Genomic DNA, 15,991 nt, shown 5'->3' on the forward strand with positions numbered 1-15,991 from the left:
TTATAAATTCTTTATTTTATATAAATAAATATGCTATTTATTATTTAATTTTAGATATTCTAATCTTGCTTTTATTAAATTGTGTTCTGTAAGCAGAATTTAATTTAATGAAGTAAATTTAGAAATAAAAAGATGAACTTTTTTATGCTCACCTTTTAATATTTTAGATTATTTTATTTTCATCTTCTTTATCTTGGTTTTCTGAATCTAAGATTGGTTGTGTTTCTTGAGTTTCTTTTTCTGTTTCCATTTCAGAATTCTTTTCATTAGAATTTTCCAATTGAACATCTTCAATTAATTTATCTATATCAATTTCTTCTTGTTTTTTATATTCTTCTTTTTCTTTTCTTTCTGGTAATTTCATATATTTAGCAATATATTCAATTTCTTCAGAAACAATAGTTTCATTTTCAAGAAGAGAATCTTTAATTAATTCTAATAATTCTCTATTGTTTTTAACCACTTCTTTTGCTTGTTCATAAGCTTCAGAAATTATTTTTCTTACTTCTAAGTCTATTTCATGCCCTACTTGGTGTGAAAATGACATATTTTTTGCATAATCTCTACCTAAGAATGGAGAACCTGTATTTTCTTCATATTGAATTGGTCCAAGTGCAGACATACCAAATTCAGTAACCATTCTTCTTGCTATTTTTGTAGCTTTTTCAATATCGTTTGCTGCTCCGGTAGAAATTTCTTTTTGTCCATAAATTAATTCTTCTGCAACTCTACCACCCATAAATGATGCAATTGTTGCTAACAATTCTGATTTAGTTGCATTATATTTTTCTTCTTCTGGAAGCATTAAATTGTAACCACCAGCATTCCCTCTTGGGATAATAGTGATTTTTTGTACTTTACTTCCGCCTGGAACTTTAATACCAACAACGGCGTGACCAGCTTCGTGGTAAGCAACCATTGTTCTTTCTGCTTCTGTAATTGTTCTGTGTTTTTTAGCAGGACCACTCATAACTCTGTCAATTGCTTCATCAATTTGTGCTGGAGTTATAACTTCTGTTTTTTCTCTAACTGATAAAATTGAAGCTTCATTTATTACATTTTCTAATTGCGCACCAGAAAAACCAGGAGTTCTTTTAGCGATGTTTCTAAAATCAATAGAACTATCAACCCTTTTACCTCTTGCGTGTAATTGTAAAATTTCTTCTCTCTCTTTTACATCTGGATAACCAACTGTAATGGTTCTATCAAAACGACCAGGTCTTTGAAGAGCAGGATCTAGAACATCTGTTCTGTTTGTTGCAGCAATTACTAAAAGACCGCTATTATCAGCCATTCCATCCATTTCTACAAGTAATTGATTTAGTGTTTGTTCTCTTTCATCGTTTCCGCCACCAATACCTGAACCCCTGGAACGTCCAACAGCATCTAATTCATCAATAAATATAATTGCTGGTGCTTCTTTTCTTGCTTCTTTAAATAATTCTCTAACTCTTTTTGCTCCCATACCTACATATAGTTCAACAAAATTAGAAGCTGAAATAAATAAGAAAGGTACATTAGCTTCACCTGCGGTTGCTTTTGCAAGTAATGTTTTTCCCGTACCTGGAGGACCACCAAGTAAAATTCCTTTTGGAATTCTTGCTCCAGCTGCTTGATATTTTTGTGGATATTTTAAATAATCCACTAATTCCATAACTTCTTCTTTTACTTCTTTATTTCCAGCGATATCGCTAAATTTTTTGTCAGAAGTTATTTTAGTTGCTTGACTACTTTGAAGACCACCAAATAATCCATTTCCGTTTCCTGAACCTCTAAATTGTCTATAAATAAAAAATAATAAAACTAAAGGGAAACCTACAGAAACTAGTAATGGAATAAATCCTAAAATTCTACTTAAAGTTGATGGTTGTGGAATTCCTAAACTATAATAACCAGTTTGAATTCTGTTATTTAAAATAAATTTAGAAAGTTCAGTTTTAACTTCTTGTCCATTTTGATCAAATTGTTTATAAGCAAGTGCTTTTTGAATTGCTTCAAAATAAGTAGTATCACCCATTATTTTAGCTATATTTCCATTGTATTTATTTGCAATAGTTGGTGAAATTTGCACTATGTAATCTTGAACATAAAAATGATTATTTTTTTGTCCACCTATTTCCTGAAATCTTAAAACTCATTCGTTTTCACTAATTGTTATATTTGCGAAAAATTTATCATCAGTAGTTGATGCACTATATTCTCTTATTTTATCTTCAAACTGAGTAATACTAATTGTTTGTGGATGATAACCAAAAATTAGTTGCCATAAAAATCATAAAAGTATGATAGTTAAAATTGTAATTAATATTACAGTTCACTTTTTTTTCTTTAAAAAATTCATTAATTAGTCCTTTCTTCATATTAAGTATTATAAATTATAAGACTTTTAATTGATTTATTAATAAAATTTATAAAAATGATACTTATTTGGGAAAAAAGTCTCTTTTTTCCATTTCTAAAAGTAAAATTTCCAATTTTTTCACTCTTTGTGTAAAAAAATAAATTTAAAAACAGTTTGATTTCTTTTTGATTTATAGTGCTATAATTTTAAATAATTATGGAAAACGGAGAAATAGTAACAGGTAAAGTTAAAAAAATCTTTAAAAATTACTTTTGTGTTAATTTAAAAGATGGTTATCAAGGTATTGTTTTTATAAAGGAAATTAGTGATTATTACATTCAAAATTTAGAAGAAATGTTTATAATAGGGGATGAAATAAAACTAAAAATTTTAAGTATAAATCACCATACAAAAAAAGCAACGCTTTCTTTTAAACAAATAAGACCTAAATACTTAAAAAGTCCTTTTTCTTTTAAATTAACAGAAACAGAAAATGGTTTTAAAAATTTATTAAGATTTACAAAAAACGAGGTAGAAAAATGAAAAAAATAACTTTAAATTTAAAAAATGCAATAAAAGAAGAAGAAATTTTAAAATTTCAAGATCAAGTAACTAAAATTAATGATTCAATGAATGATTTTTCTGCAGTTGGTTCTGATTTTTTAGGTTGAAAAGATTTACCAGAAAATAGCAATTGAAAAGAAATAAATGAAATGAAAAAAGCTGCTAAAAAACTTCATACTGATAATATTGAAGTTTTAGTAGTTATAGGGATTGGGGGTTCATATTTAGGAGCTAAAGCCGCTATTGATGTTATTCAAGGTATGTATCCTGGAATTGAAAGAAAAATGGAAATCATTTTTGCAGGTACTTCCATTAGTTCAAATTCTTTATATCAATTATTAAAATATGTGGAAAACAAAAGATTTGCAATCAATGTTATTTCCAAATCAGGAACAACAACAGAACCTGCTATAGCTTTTAGATTCTTTAAATCTCTTTTAGAATCTAAAGTAGGTGTTGAACAAGCACAAGAATTAATTTTTGCAACTACCGATGCAAATAAAGGAACATTATTTGAAATGGCAAAAATTAAAAAATACCAAAAATTCATTATTTTAGATAATATTGGTGGAAGATTTAGTGTGCTTTCTCCTGTTGGTTTATTCCCTTTAATTTGTGCTGGAGTAGATATTGATGAAGTTCTTAAAGGTGCTGCAGAAGCTAATGAAATTTATAAAAATAGTTCGCTTGAAACAAATGATGCTTATAGATATGCTGTTGCAAGATTCCTTTTAGGTAAAAAATATAAAGCAGAAATGCTCGTTTCTTATGAACCTAATTTTGCTTTCTTTAATGAATGATGAAAACAATTATTTGGAGAAAGTGAAGGTAAAAATGAAAAAGGATTGCTACCAACATCTGCTATATTCTCAACCGATCTTCATTCATTAGGTCAATTTATTCAAGAAGGATCAAAAATTCTTTTTGAAACAATAATAACCTTAAAACATCCAGAACACGATTTAATAATTAATGAAGATGAAGAGAATTTAGATAAATTAAATTATTTAGTAGATAAAACAGTTCATTTTGTAAATAATGCAGCTTTTGAAGCCACAATGGATGCACACGTAAATGTAGGTAAAGTTCCTAACATTCACTTATTATTAGAAGATTCCAAAGAAAGAAGTTTTGGATGACTAGTAATGTTCTTTGAAAGAGCTTGTGCAATTTCAGCATACTTACTTGGAGTTAATCCATTTAATCAACCAGGTGTTGAAGTTTATAAATCAAATATGTTTAAAATTCTTGGTAAAAAATGAAAATAAAAATCATAAATCTTATACAGGTTTATGATTTTTTTATCAAAAAGTAACTTAACTTATTTAGTAAAAATTTGCTCTCAATTATTTATTTTGACTTCTAAATCACTAATAGAATTAAAGTCTTTCAAATCCATACTATTAATTGGAACCATAAAGGAAAATTGCAATATTTTGTATGAATTATTTAATTTTGTTTGTTTTAAAAATTTAAAATCAGTTTTCCTTTCTTTTGATTTTTCTAACCGAAAATTCATATGAAGTGTTTTGTTGTTATAATCAAAATAAATTGAATTAAACATAGGATAAATTCGTTTTAAAACATCATAATCTAGAGAATTATTTTTAACTATAGTTCCTAAAGATAAACTATCTTTTTTATCAGAAACATCAATATTTAATCCTGATTTTTTTATATTTTCTTGATTAAAATCAGAAGGAGCCTTAACATAAAAGTTTATAAGAACTGCTTCGCTTAAAATACTTGGTAATAAATTAATGTCATATCTAAAATTTTTATAATTCAATAATTTAACACTTAAAGCAAAATTATAATTTTCAAAATTAGAAATATTTAAGTTGTTTTCTATAGAAAATAAAGCATTTTCGCTATTTTTTGAAAATTCTAAAAATTCTTCTTTTTCTTTATTAGAATGATTTATATATTCATTATTAAAATAAATGTTGTGTTGTTTGTCGCTTAAAAACAAATTTTTGTTTTCAAAAGTATCTGAATTGGTTAAATCTATTCCAAAAATATTCTTTAGTTTTTCTATGTTCTTAAGGTTTTGATTATTAAAAGTATGAATATCAGGATTTCAATCATCAACTAAAGGTTCTGTTGTATAACGAAATTCTCCACCTTCAGAATCACTATGTATTTTCTTGTTTTCTTCTGTTTTAGAATTACAAGAAGTTATGGCAATAGATGAAAATACAAAAGCACTTAAATTGAGTAAAATTCATCTTTTTTTCACTTTCCCTCCTTATAATATAATTATACATAATTTGAATAAAATAGCATAATTAAAATAGAAAAAGTTCAAACTTTTTCAATTAAACTTTTTGTATTTTTCTATTTACTTTTATTAGTTGACTTTAATTCATCAATATTTACTTTAAATATTTCTCCTGTATAGACCAGATTTTTATCAGAAAATGAATCAAAGGAATTAATGTCCTGTATTCTTTCTGCTTTATATAAAGGAAATTGTGCATTTAATTCAAGACTTAGTTCGTATTCATTATTTTCTTTTTTATTTAAATAAAAATTAATGTTGTCAAAATTAGAATTATTTATAATGGTTACAAAAGGATAAGCAGTTAAACGATCGTTTCTTGAAATTAATGAATTTAAAGGTAAAAAGTCATATTTTCACTCATAAGTTTTAGAAGAATTACTATCTTTAATTTTTACTAGTAAATTATTAATTACGTAATTTTTGATTCTTTCAAATAAATTAGCATTTTTAATTAATGAATTAACATTGACTTTGGTTTTTGTATTATTTAGATTTTTAGATTCTTCTTCTAAAAGGGATTTAACTTTCAATTTAGATAAATATTCACTAAATTTTTCTTTATTTATACTGAAATTAAATAATTCATTATCAACATTGCCTTTTTCATTTAGGTTATGTTTTCTTAATCCTGAAAAACTAAATATTTTTAAATACCTTGGAACACTTGCATTAACTTCTTCTTCATCTCTATTGTAAATTCCTACTTCTATATCCAATGTTCCTTCCAAATCATCTGCTTTAACACCTAAAACTTCATAATGAAATTTTGGATTATTATTGTTTTCTATATTTCTTTCTAAAAATTTTGTTATTAATGAAGGATTTAGCTTAATTTTAGAATTTCTAAATAAGTCTTTTGCATTTGTGCCAGAAACTAAAAATTCATAATTTAGTATCGTTTCATTTTCGCTTTTCGGTTGATTTTCTATATCTTGAAAACTCTCTCTATTTTCGTTATAAAGTAATAAACTCGCTATTAGTGAAGGGTAAAGTTCTTTTATTTCTGATGACAACTCTTTTGTTCTTAAAAAGTTTTCTTTTTCAGTGTCTTTTTCTGTATTTTTGTTTTGAAAATAACTAAAACCTTTTAAAGAAACAAAAATATCTTTTTTGTTGTTTTTTTCTGTATAAAAGGAAATTTTAACATTATCTATTATTCCTACATTATTTTTTACATCACTAATTTCTTTAGAAAAAGTAGCTATAATTTTAGAAAATTTATGTCTAATATCATAAGGTAAACTTATGCTAGAACTTAAACTTTCTGTATCGTTATTTTTGAATCTTTCATAAAATGAAGATGAATCGTAGGTTTTATAAAAATCAATTACATTTAATGAATTACCAAGTTGGTCAATTGATTTCATTATTTCTTGCTCATTTTCATCTAAAATTTTGCTATTTTTTGTTCTAAAAATTGTATTTATTTCTTCTTTTATAGGGGAAATTGATATAGAAATATCAGAATTAGGTTTATTTGCACCGATTGAAATTAATTTATAATTTGTATTTTCTTCAAGATTTTCAATTTTAAACTCTCTTTTGTTTTCAATTGCTTTTGGAGTTACGTAATATTCTCTTGTTTCGGAAGTATCTAAATTTTTAAGAACAAAAGAAAAAGTTACATCTTTTTCAACATTTAAATTAAAACCTACTTCAATTTCAACAGAAGTTTCTTTAACATTTTTAAACTTTAAATCATTAACATCATATGAAATTACTTTAATTGGAGTGAATGGTGAAATATCAGATTCATTTTGCTCTTTTTTACAGGAAACAGCAACAATAGATGTTGTAACTATTGATGTTGCTAAAACTAAATTTATTAATTTATTTTTCTTTTTTATCATATTTTAAATATAACACTTTTTATTTTAAATTTATAAAATTTGACAAATTTCTTTTAAAATAAAAAGAATTAGATAATCTTTTATATAAAATTCATTATTATCTTACTTTTTCAATAAAAAAAAGTATAATTTAAAAAAGAAATTACAAGATGTTTTTATTAAATTAATAATTAATAATGAAAAGAAAGGAAAAAATGGCAAAAATTAGCATTTTTGGTTTAGGGGGATTAGATGAAAATGGAAAAAACTCCTATGTTATTGAAGTAAACAACTCTATTTTTCTAGTTAATGCAGGAGCAAAGGTTCCTATAAGTTCAACTAATGGTGTAGATACTTTAATCCCTGATTTTACCTATTTAGAACAAAACAAAGACAAAATTAAAGGAATATTCATTACAGATGGGAAAAATGAATCTTTTTCAGCAATTCCTTGATTATTGATGAAAATAAAAGGTTTAAAAATATTTTGTTCGCCTTTTACTAAATTTTTAATTTTAGACAGGATTTCAAAGTATAAAATAGGACACACAGATTTTGAAGTTATTTCAATAACAAATGAAAAAATTGACTGTAATGATGCAATAGTTAAATCTATTCCACTTGCTGGATCAATGCCTGGAGTTTATGGATACAACTTCGAAACAGAAGATGGTTCTATTGTTGTGATGCTTAATTTTGTTGTTGGATCTTTAAATATATATGGAACTACAAATTTAGATTATATTAAATCATCAATTGAATCTCCAAAAGGAATTCACACTTTATTAATTGATTCTGGAAGAGCTAATTATAAAGGAAAAGCCATTGATAAAATAGATGTGACTCCATCTATTGAAAATATTTTTTTCAAAACTGATCAAAATTCTAGAATCGTTATTGGTTCATTTGATGAAGAAATGGCCCTTTTACAAGAAATTTTAGATTTAGCTAAAAAATATGATAGACCTGTTGCTGTTTATGGTAGAACATACGGACAACTGGTAGATCTTATTAAAAAAATAAAATATGAAGGTCAATTTTTAAAATTACCCAAATTCATCGATTATAAAGAAGTTAACAATCACAAAAATGCTGTTGTATTAATCACTTCTACAAGTGAAAGACTGTATCAAAGATTCTTAAGAATTACAGAAAATAACGATGTATTTTTTAAATTATTAAGCACCGATACAGTAATTATGATTGCACCACCATTAAATGGTTTAGAAGTTCTTTATGCTATGACTTTAGATGAAATTGCAAGAATTACCCCTAAAGTTGTAGATATTACAGAAAATGAATATTATAGAATAAGACCTGCAAGAGAAGATATTTTCCAAACTGTTTCCAGTTTGAAACCTAAATACTTTATCCCTTTACAAGGACTTTATAGATATCTTGTGGTTGCATCTGAAATAGCAGCACTTGCTGGAGTTAATAAAAGTAATTCTATAATTTTACAAAATGGAAAAATAGCAACTTTTATTGATGGAAACTTATTTTCACAAAAAGGAACCCTAAAACAAGTTGGTGAAGTAATTATAGATGGTTTTGGAATTGGAGACATTTCTTCTGAAGTAATAAAAGAAAGAGAAACTCTTGCTCGTGATGGAATCATAACAATAACAAGTTTAGTGGAATACAAAAGTAAAAAACTTCAAGGTGATTTACAGATAAATTCTTCTGGAATTATTTCTAAAGAAAACAAAAATATAATTCATGAAATAATAACTTCTGCTTTTTATCAATCTTTTTTAGATGCAGAAAAAATAGTTTTAAAAGATTTACAAGAAAAAATTAAAAAAATAATTAAAAAGAAAATTTTCAAAATTTTTGATAAGGAACCAATCATTGTTGTGGTGTTTTATGAAATTTAAAAACAGAAATGTTGAAAAAATTTTAGAAAATAAATTTCTTTGATTTATTATCATAATTATTCACTTAGCACTAATTGTTTTTGCATTTTTAAATATCAAAGGTTTAACTACTATTTATTCATACACTATTGGTCTTTTGTTTGGAAATTTAGCATATTCTTACTTTTTAATTGTTTTTATTTTGTGCATAATAAAATTGAGTACACCTAAAATTATGTTTATTAAAAATTTCAAAATAGACTTGTTTTTAATTAGTTTATTTTTAATTTTTGTAAATATGTTTGTTTCTTTTATAGTGCTTGAAGTTGTGCAATATGAAGGCAATTTCTATTTTAGTGTGGGTGCTAATGTTTGAAATCACAATTTTCAAGAGTGATGAAATACTTTAGCTCCTGAAAAAGTAAATTCATCTTTACCAAATTTAAATCACTTGGGATTTATCAATATTTTTCTTTATTCTGTACTAAAATCCACCACTTCAGTAATAGGGGTTATTCTTGTTCCTCTTGTAGCATTTATAACTTACTTATTGGTAAAAATATTGATTTTTATGAAAAAAATGCCCAAAATTAAGAAAAATGAAAAAAATGAAGAAAAAATAGTAAAATTTAAAAAGAAAAAAATAAATCAAGAATCAACGGAGGATAAAGAAGGAATTTCAAAAGATGAAGTTAGTGTTAAGCAACATCAAGAAACTTATGACAATCAGAAAGTAATTGATGAAAATAAAGATAACCCATCTAAAAATAATTTAGACTTAAATGAGACTTTACCTTTTGAAAATCCTTTTGATTAATATATGGAAATAAAAAAAATGAGTTGAGAAGAAGCTCAAAAACACATTGAAAACGGAGTTGTTTATTTAGAATTTACAACAACTTGATGTGGAGACTGTAAAATGATGGCACCAGTGGTGCAAAAAGTTGCAGATCACTTTGATGAAAACTCAGGTTTAAAAATGATTAATGTTGATGCTGAAGAAGCACAATTATTTAGAAAAGAAGGAACTCGTTTTGAAGTTTTAAGAGTTCCTACTCACCTTGTTTTAAAAGATGGAAAAATTTTAAACAAAGGATTTGAATATTTTCCAAAAGAAGTCTTAATTGAGTGAATTGAAAACGCTCTAAAATAAGTACCTGAAGGTACTTTTTTTATTTATATTTTAGAATTTTTTTTATAAACATTTATAATTATAATTATGAAATTTTTTGAAAAACTAAAAACAAGATTATTCGGTTCAAAAGAAGATAAAGAAAAACTTAAAGAACTTGAATTAGAAAAGAAAAAAGAAAAATTAGAAAAGAAAATTGAAAAAGATTTAGAAAAGAAAATAATTAAAGAAGACAAAGTAGAAAGATACGTTGCTGGTTTAAAAAAATCCAATGTTTCTTTAACTGAAAAAATTATAAATTTACAAAATTCTTATAAAAAAATTGATGAAGAAATGTTTGAAGAATTAGAAGAAATTCTTATTATGTCTGACATTTCTTATTCGCTTGTTGAAGTGATTATTTATGAAATAAAAAAAGAAGTAAAAAGAGAAAATCTTAGTGATCCTAAATTAATAGGTGAAATTATTGCTGACAAAATTTACACAATTTATGCCAATAATTCAATAATTAACACTCAACTAAACATCGAAGAAAACCGTTTAAATATTATTTTAATGGTTGGTGTTAACGGTTCAGGAAAAACAACATCTATTTCCAAAATAGCAAAAAAATATTGTGACCAAAATAAAAAAGTTTTAGTTGCTGCTGGTGACACTTTTAGAGCTGCTGCCGTAGAACAATTATCTATTTGAGCACAAAGAGCAGGAGCGGATATTATTATGCCTAATCCAAATGAACACGATCCTGCTTCAATAGTTTATAGATCTTTAGATAAAGCGATTGCTGAAAATTATGATTTATTAATAATAGATACAGCAGGAAGGCTACAAAATAAAGTTAATTTAATGAATGAACTTGCTAAAATTAATAACATTATTCAAAAAAGAATACCGGAAGCACCTCATGAATCTTTATTAGTTATTGATGCAACTACAGGTCAAAACGGAATTTCTCAAGCTATGCACTTTAAAGAAGTAACCCCTATTTCTGGTATTGTTTTAACTAAAATGGACGGTACAAGTAAAGGTGGAATAATTCTTTCTATAAAGGAAAAACTGGATTTAGATGTTAAGTTAATTGGTCTTGGTGAAAAAATGGAAGATTTAGAAGAGTTTGATTTAGATGCGTTTATTTATGCTTTAACTAAAGACTTTATGAATAAGGAAAAGAATGAGTAATATCGAAGATAGAGATTTATTAATTAAATTATTTGATAAGTATTCTTCATTATTAACACAAAATCAAAAGCAAATTTTTCAACTTTTTTATTTTGAAGATCTTTCATTAACAGAAATTTCAGAAATTTGTGCCACAACAAGAAGTGCTGTTTTTGATTCATTAAAAAAAGCAAAAACTAAATTAACTAAATTTTATAAAGAGATAGAGAAAGGAAAAATAGATGTTTAAACCTAATATAAAAATAATAAAACATATAGAAAATAAGATAAAAAGTTTAAGAAAAATATCAAAAATATATTTTTGAGCAAACATTTCTTTTTCAGCATTAATTATTATCTTAAATATTTACTCTATAATTAGTGCTATTATCTATTTAGATTATGCTGCCACTGAGTTAGTTAAAGATAATTCAGAAATAGGAAGACACATAACTTCAAAAAGTCAATGAATTGAAATTTTAAAAACCCTTTCATATACTGCAATTTTTGTTGTATTTCTTATCACGATCTTTTTTCTAAGTTTATTTTTAGCTATATTTAAAACTTCTTTTCATTACAATCAATATAAAAAAGTCCAAAGACAATTAACTTATTTACTCATAAAATATGAATCACAAGATGAAGAATATACTATTGAACAATTTAAAAAAGAATTAGAATTAGTTGAACCTATACTAATTAACAGAAACAAAAAAAGTCTAAAAAAAGAATTAAAATCAACTCTATTGAAGAAGGTAAACTAATATGGAAATTGAAAAAAAATACAAGAAAATATATAATATTCTCTTTTCCAAAGTTTTTGTATTAAGGTTTCTTTTCTTTACATTAACTTTTGTGACTTTTATTTTGATTTTTTTAAGTTCTATGCTTACTGCTTATTTTTTAGCCGGAGTAGGAGAAAGATTTAGACCAGTATTACCTGAACAATTTACAAACAGCGAATTTAGAAATAACTATGCCATTATAATTGCTTGATTATCTGCTTCAGGTAGTTTCATAACATCTATTATTTCTTTCTTTGCAATGCAAGCAAAATACAAGAAAAATAAAAAAGCTCTTACTACTATAAAACTAGAAAAAGCTCTATATGATGCTAATCTTGGTCTGTACAAAAAAAACAAACATAAAGGAGAAATCCTTTTAAAAAGATTATTTTTAATATTAAAATGAAACTATCTAGATAGAGAAAGTGATGTGTCTTCAGAAACTATTCTTGCAAGTCAAACACATAAAAAATATGTATTAAAAAACCTAGAAAATATGGAAGAAAAGGAATTATTACAACTTGTAAATAAAACAAGAAACAAGTACAAAAGAAAATTTATAATTTCATATTATTTATTTTTAATACTTAATATTTTAGTAATAGTTATGACTTCCTTAATGATTGTATTCAACTTATACTCATTAAGATTTAATCAATTTCCTGACATAAAAGGAACAGAAAAATCAATTTATTACTTACTAGAAATAACTTTAGCATCTGCTTTAACAACCTTGCTTACTTCTATTTCTTCCTTTTTTGCTTTTGGAGAAAAAAGAGAAAAAATCAATAGTGATATCAAAGAGTTAGAAAAAAAATTAGAAGAATTTAAAACAGTGCCAATTGAAAATCTAAATGAATGAATTGAATCTATATCAAATTATGGAGAATTATTATAAAATTTAATATAATTAAAATATGTGATTACCGATAATTCAAATTATAATTTTCTTTTTATGAAATATAGCATCTGCTGCAATTTTATATAACAGAATTAAAAAACCTTATAAAACATTTAGAAAAACTCATGTATGAGGTAAAATAGAAAAATTCAATTTACTAACTTATAACACTTATGTTTTTGCTTCATTAGGTGGTTTAGTGAATGTAATTTATCAATTATTCAATAACCATTTTTCTTTATCTGTTGCTGTTTTCTTAACATTATTTTCTACTTTAATTTATATTCTTTCTGTTTCCTTTTATAGTTTAGAAATTTATGTATATTTTAAAGTAAAACAAAATCCTTTATGATTATATAAAGAAAAATAATTTTTTTATGATATATTCATTTCTTAAAAAAGCTAACATTTTACTGCTAGCTTTTTTAATTTTTATAATGAATTAAAAACAAAATTTTATTTTTTTTACTTCATTTAATAAAAAAATAAAAAATTAATTTAATTCTTCTAGAAATTTTATAAATCCAGATGTATTTAATCAATAGCTTCTTTTGTTTGTTTTTAAAATTTGAACTATTTCTTTTATTTGATTTATTATTTTTGTGTCTTTTTGTTCTTCTAATTTAGTTAAAAATTCATCAAGAAGCATATTAGAATATGTTCCATCTAAAAAAGAAATTATATATAAATTTTCATGTGGATTATCTACAGAAATATTGTAAATCAATTCTCTCATTTGTTTATCTTGAGCACCACCAGAATCTTTAAGATGCTTTGCTTCTAAAACAAAAATTTTTTCTTTGAATTTAAAAGCAAGATCCAACATTTTTCCTTGACCACCAAAATCGATTGTATAACCTAAATTTTGATTTAATAAATCAATTGTAAAATATTTTTTACTAAATTTAATTCAAGTTTTTAGATTATTTGAATCTAAAAATTCCTTTATATTATTACTTTGAGTATAACTAAATTTATTTAAGTAATAAATTAATTTCTTTTCCGCTTTATTCGATACTGCTCTTTGTGAACCTTTATCAATTAGTGCTTGAACAAAATGACGATCTTGTGTTTGTTCCACATTTCTTTTCTTTAAATACATATCTACAATTATTTTTATGGAATTAATATTTAATTCTTTATTTTTAGCACTTATATCACAAGCGGCTAAAAAACAATTAAATTCATTTTTTGTTCCGTAATAATCATTTACTAAACTTAAAAGTTCCTGATAATATTTTTGTGATTTAAATGTTTTTATATTTTTTAATGTTTTGCTAATTTGTTTATTAATTTTTAAATATTCATCTATTTTTGGATTAACTTCAGTATGTGAATATCAATTTTCTATTTTTTCTTTATTTTTCTCTAAAGAGCAAATTTCTAATAATTTTAAATTATCAATCATTTTCTATTTCCTTATAACACTCTTCCATTATTCATCTTGCTAATTTAAAATCAAGTCTCCTTCTTCTAATTCCGTCTTTTCTATTTCCTTTAAACGCTGTTAAAATTAAATCATTAGTTTTTTCTCTAATATAATTTAATCTTAAATTACACAATTCAATAAATTTTTCTTTTTTTCTTTCTTGTATATCTATTTTTATTAAACTAATATGCCTTGAAGAAGTTGATATTTTATTTTTTCAATCATAATCTATATTCTCTTTAAACGCAAACTTAATTAAGTTATTTTTATTAGTGCTATCAATAGCCCTAAGTCCTAACCACCCCTGTTGATTATTGAATTCAATATTTATTTTTTTATTAGGTTTAAATTTAAAATTAAAAAATTCTTTTAAATTTCAAACTTTTTTTTCTCCTTTATAAATATCTATTTTTGCTAAATCTTTTTCTTTTGAATCAAAACAAACAACACAAATAGGAACTTCTGTATCTACAAAAGGATTCTCTTCAATAATTGTAACTAATTTTAATTTATTAAAAAATTTAAAATTAGAATGTAAAAAAGATTCAGGAATAATTGCAACAACATAATCATTAGCTTCTAACATTTTTTCGAGAGCTATTAAATATAAATCATCATAATTATTATTTGAAAAATATTTGAAATAATCAATTTTCATTCTAGTAGCTGAATTTTTAGCTAAATATGGTGGATTTGTAACAATAATGGAATCTTTTTTATAAGGAATAAATAACAAACTATCATTAATTTCATATTCTAATTTATTATCTATATCCAAACCTATAAATTTGCAATAACCCCATTCTTTTAAAGTTGAAAAAATATCTCCATGACCAGCAAAAGGATCATAAATATTTTGTCTATTGCTTAATTTTATAAAATCTAAAACCTGTTTTTTTAATCAACTATTTTTTTGAGTAAAATATTGCCCTAAACTTTTCTTTTTATAACTTTGTGTCATAAAATAATTTTATAATAAAATTTTAAATTTGGAAATAGTTATTTGTATAAATAAGAAATTTTTCAGTTCTTTTATAAAAACATTTTTTGTATTATAATTATTTAGTAATTTTATTACAAAACAAATAGGAGTGATATGAAAAATAAAGAAAATACTCAAGTTGAACTTACAATTAAAGAAACAAAAATTAAAAAAGTTATTGGTTATGCTTCTAGAGAAAACTTCTTTATGTTTTGATTGCCTTTTATATTATTTGCATTGTTTTCAATTTTTCACGGAATAATTTATGCTGTTCTTCCTTTAGAAAGACAAAATTCATATAAAATAGCATATTCAATTATTTCAGCAATAACAATTTTAATATCTATAATTTTATTGATATTTTTTATAATTAATTTTGTTAATAATAGAAAAGCTTTAAAACAATTAGGAAAAAAAGCAGGAGATGAAGAAATTCAACTTTCATTATCTAAAAACAAATCAGTAAGAATTTCTACATTAAGTAAATATTATGCTGCATTAGATGCAATTGAGCAACTTGATAAACACGAAAGATATTTAAAATGAGCTAAGAAAAATTCAAGCTTCTTCGATTTTCTTTTTGTGTTCTAAATAAAACAAATAAAATAAAAATAAAGGAATTTCCTTTATTTCCTTAAATGAAATATAAAGTGCACCAGTGTTTTTATAACCTATTTGTATTTTATATTAATTTAATAAAATGCTTAGCATTTTATTTAGAAAGCCCCTT

At 24.1% G+C, this 15,991-nt stretch carries 16 protein-coding genes; 11 read left to right on the top strand and 5 right to left on the bottom strand.

Annotated features, from left to right (window positions below; genetic code table 4):
• Positions 1–163: 163 nt before the first annotated feature.
• Positions 164–2,341: an ATP-dependent zinc metalloprotease FtsH gene (gene ftsH / locus ACXX87_RS00595; RefSeq protein ID WP_458560497.1), complete on the bottom strand. Its 2,178-nt coding sequence runs from the start codon at positions 2,339–2,341 to the stop codon at positions 164–166.
• Positions 2,342–2,557: 216 nt separating this feature from the next.
• Here ftsH and ACXX87_RS00600 point away from each other — a divergent pair, with 216 nt between their 5' ends.
• Both ACXX87_RS00600 and ACXX87_RS00605 read left to right on the top strand, forming a co-directional pair.
• Positions 2,558–2,893 (top strand): S1 RNA-binding domain-containing protein, encoded by a 336-nt coding sequence (locus ACXX87_RS00600; protein WP_436358692.1) that lies wholly within the window; start codon positions 2,558–2,560, stop codon positions 2,891–2,893.
• Positions 2,881–4,173, top strand: a complete 1,293-nt coding sequence (locus tag ACXX87_RS00605; RefSeq protein WP_458560496.1) for a glucose-6-phosphate isomerase — start codon at positions 2,881–2,883, stop codon at positions 4,171–4,173. Before ACXX87_RS00600 ends, ACXX87_RS00605 begins: the two co-directional genes overlap by 13 nt.
• Before the next feature lie 53 nt (positions 4,174–4,226).
• Here the strand turns inward: ACXX87_RS00605 and ACXX87_RS00610 are convergent, their stop codons facing one another.
• Together ACXX87_RS00610 and ACXX87_RS00615 are read right to left on the bottom strand one after the other, a co-directional pair.
• Positions 4,227–5,144 carry a hypothetical protein gene (locus ACXX87_RS00610; RefSeq protein ID WP_458560495.1) on the bottom strand — a complete coding sequence of 306 codons (918 nt, stop codon included), beginning with the start codon at positions 5,142–5,144 and terminating at the stop codon, positions 4,227–4,229.
• A gap of 98 nt (positions 5,145–5,242) precedes the next feature.
• Positions 5,243–7,039: an LppA-related lipoprotein gene (locus ACXX87_RS00615; RefSeq protein ID WP_458573075.1), complete on the bottom strand. Its 1,797-nt coding sequence runs from the start codon at positions 7,037–7,039 to the stop codon at positions 5,243–5,245.
• A gap of 194 nt (positions 7,040–7,233) precedes the next feature.
• Here ACXX87_RS00615 and ACXX87_RS00620 point away from each other — a divergent pair, with 194 nt between their 5' ends.
• The 8 genes from ACXX87_RS00620 (at position 7,234) to ACXX87_RS00655 (ending at position 13,220) form a co-directional block, all read left to right on the top strand.
• A complete protein-coding gene (locus ACXX87_RS00620) occupies positions 7,234–8,895 on the top strand; it encodes a ribonuclease J (RefSeq protein WP_458573076.1) in 1,662 nt (553 codons plus the stop codon).
• The gene (locus ACXX87_RS00625) at positions 8,885–9,691 is read left to right on the top strand and encodes a hypothetical protein (protein ID WP_436358697.1); all 807 of its coding nucleotides are present in this window, start codon (positions 8,885–8,887) and stop codon (positions 9,689–9,691) included. Before ACXX87_RS00620 ends, ACXX87_RS00625 begins: the two co-directional genes overlap by 11 nt.
• An 18-nt stretch (positions 9,692–9,709) precedes the next feature.
• Positions 9,710–10,027 carry a thioredoxin family protein gene (locus ACXX87_RS00630; RefSeq protein ID WP_436358698.1) on the top strand — a complete coding sequence of 106 codons (318 nt, stop codon included), beginning with the start codon at positions 9,710–9,712 and terminating at the stop codon, positions 10,025–10,027.
• A 66-nt stretch (positions 10,028–10,093) separates the two neighbouring features.
• Positions 10,094–11,185 carry a signal recognition particle-docking protein FtsY gene (gene ftsY, locus ACXX87_RS00635; RefSeq protein WP_458573077.1) on the top strand — a complete coding sequence of 364 codons (1,092 nt, stop codon included), beginning with the start codon at positions 10,094–10,096 and terminating at the stop codon, positions 11,183–11,185.
• Complete coding sequence (locus ACXX87_RS00640) at positions 11,178–11,414, top strand: sigma factor-like helix-turn-helix DNA-binding protein (protein ID WP_458573078.1); 237 nt, start codon at positions 11,178–11,180, stop codon at positions 11,412–11,414. The genes ftsY and ACXX87_RS00640 overlap by 8 nt, the downstream gene beginning before the upstream one ends.
• Complete coding sequence (locus ACXX87_RS00645) at positions 11,407–11,928, top strand: hypothetical protein (RefSeq protein WP_458573079.1); 522 nt, start codon at positions 11,407–11,409, stop codon at positions 11,926–11,928. The genes ACXX87_RS00640 and ACXX87_RS00645 overlap by 8 nt, the downstream gene beginning before the upstream one ends.
• 1 nt (position 11,929) lies before the next feature.
• Complete coding sequence (locus ACXX87_RS00650; RefSeq protein ID WP_458573080.1) at positions 11,930–12,847, top strand: hypothetical protein; 918 nt, start codon at positions 11,930–11,932, stop codon at positions 12,845–12,847.
• Positions 12,848–12,866: 19 nt separating this feature from the next.
• Positions 12,867–13,220 carry a hypothetical protein gene (locus ACXX87_RS00655; RefSeq protein WP_436358703.1) on the top strand — a complete coding sequence of 118 codons (354 nt, stop codon included), beginning with the start codon at positions 12,867–12,869 and terminating at the stop codon, positions 13,218–13,220.
• A gap of 123 nt (positions 13,221–13,343) precedes the next feature.
• Here the strand turns inward: ACXX87_RS00655 and ACXX87_RS00660 are convergent, their stop codons facing one another.
• A complete protein-coding gene (locus tag ACXX87_RS00660) occupies positions 13,344–14,258 on the bottom strand; it encodes a hypothetical protein (RefSeq protein ID WP_458573081.1) in 915 nt (304 codons plus the stop codon).
• Positions 14,248–15,240, bottom strand: a complete 993-nt coding sequence (locus ACXX87_RS00665) for an Eco57I restriction-modification methylase domain-containing protein (protein WP_458572777.1) — start codon at positions 15,238–15,240, stop codon at positions 14,248–14,250. Before ACXX87_RS00665 ends, ACXX87_RS00660 begins: the two co-directional genes overlap by 11 nt.
• A gap of 135 nt (positions 15,241–15,375) precedes the next feature.
• Here ACXX87_RS00665 and ACXX87_RS00670 point away from each other — a divergent pair, with 135 nt between their 5' ends.
• On the top strand, positions 15,376–15,852 hold the full coding sequence (locus tag ACXX87_RS00670) for a hypothetical protein (RefSeq protein ID WP_458573082.1): 477 nt from the start codon (positions 15,376–15,378) through the stop codon (positions 15,850–15,852).
• Positions 15,853–15,991: the final 139 nt, after the last annotated feature.

It is taken from the genome of Mycoplasma sp. 613B (assembly GCF_054343485.1).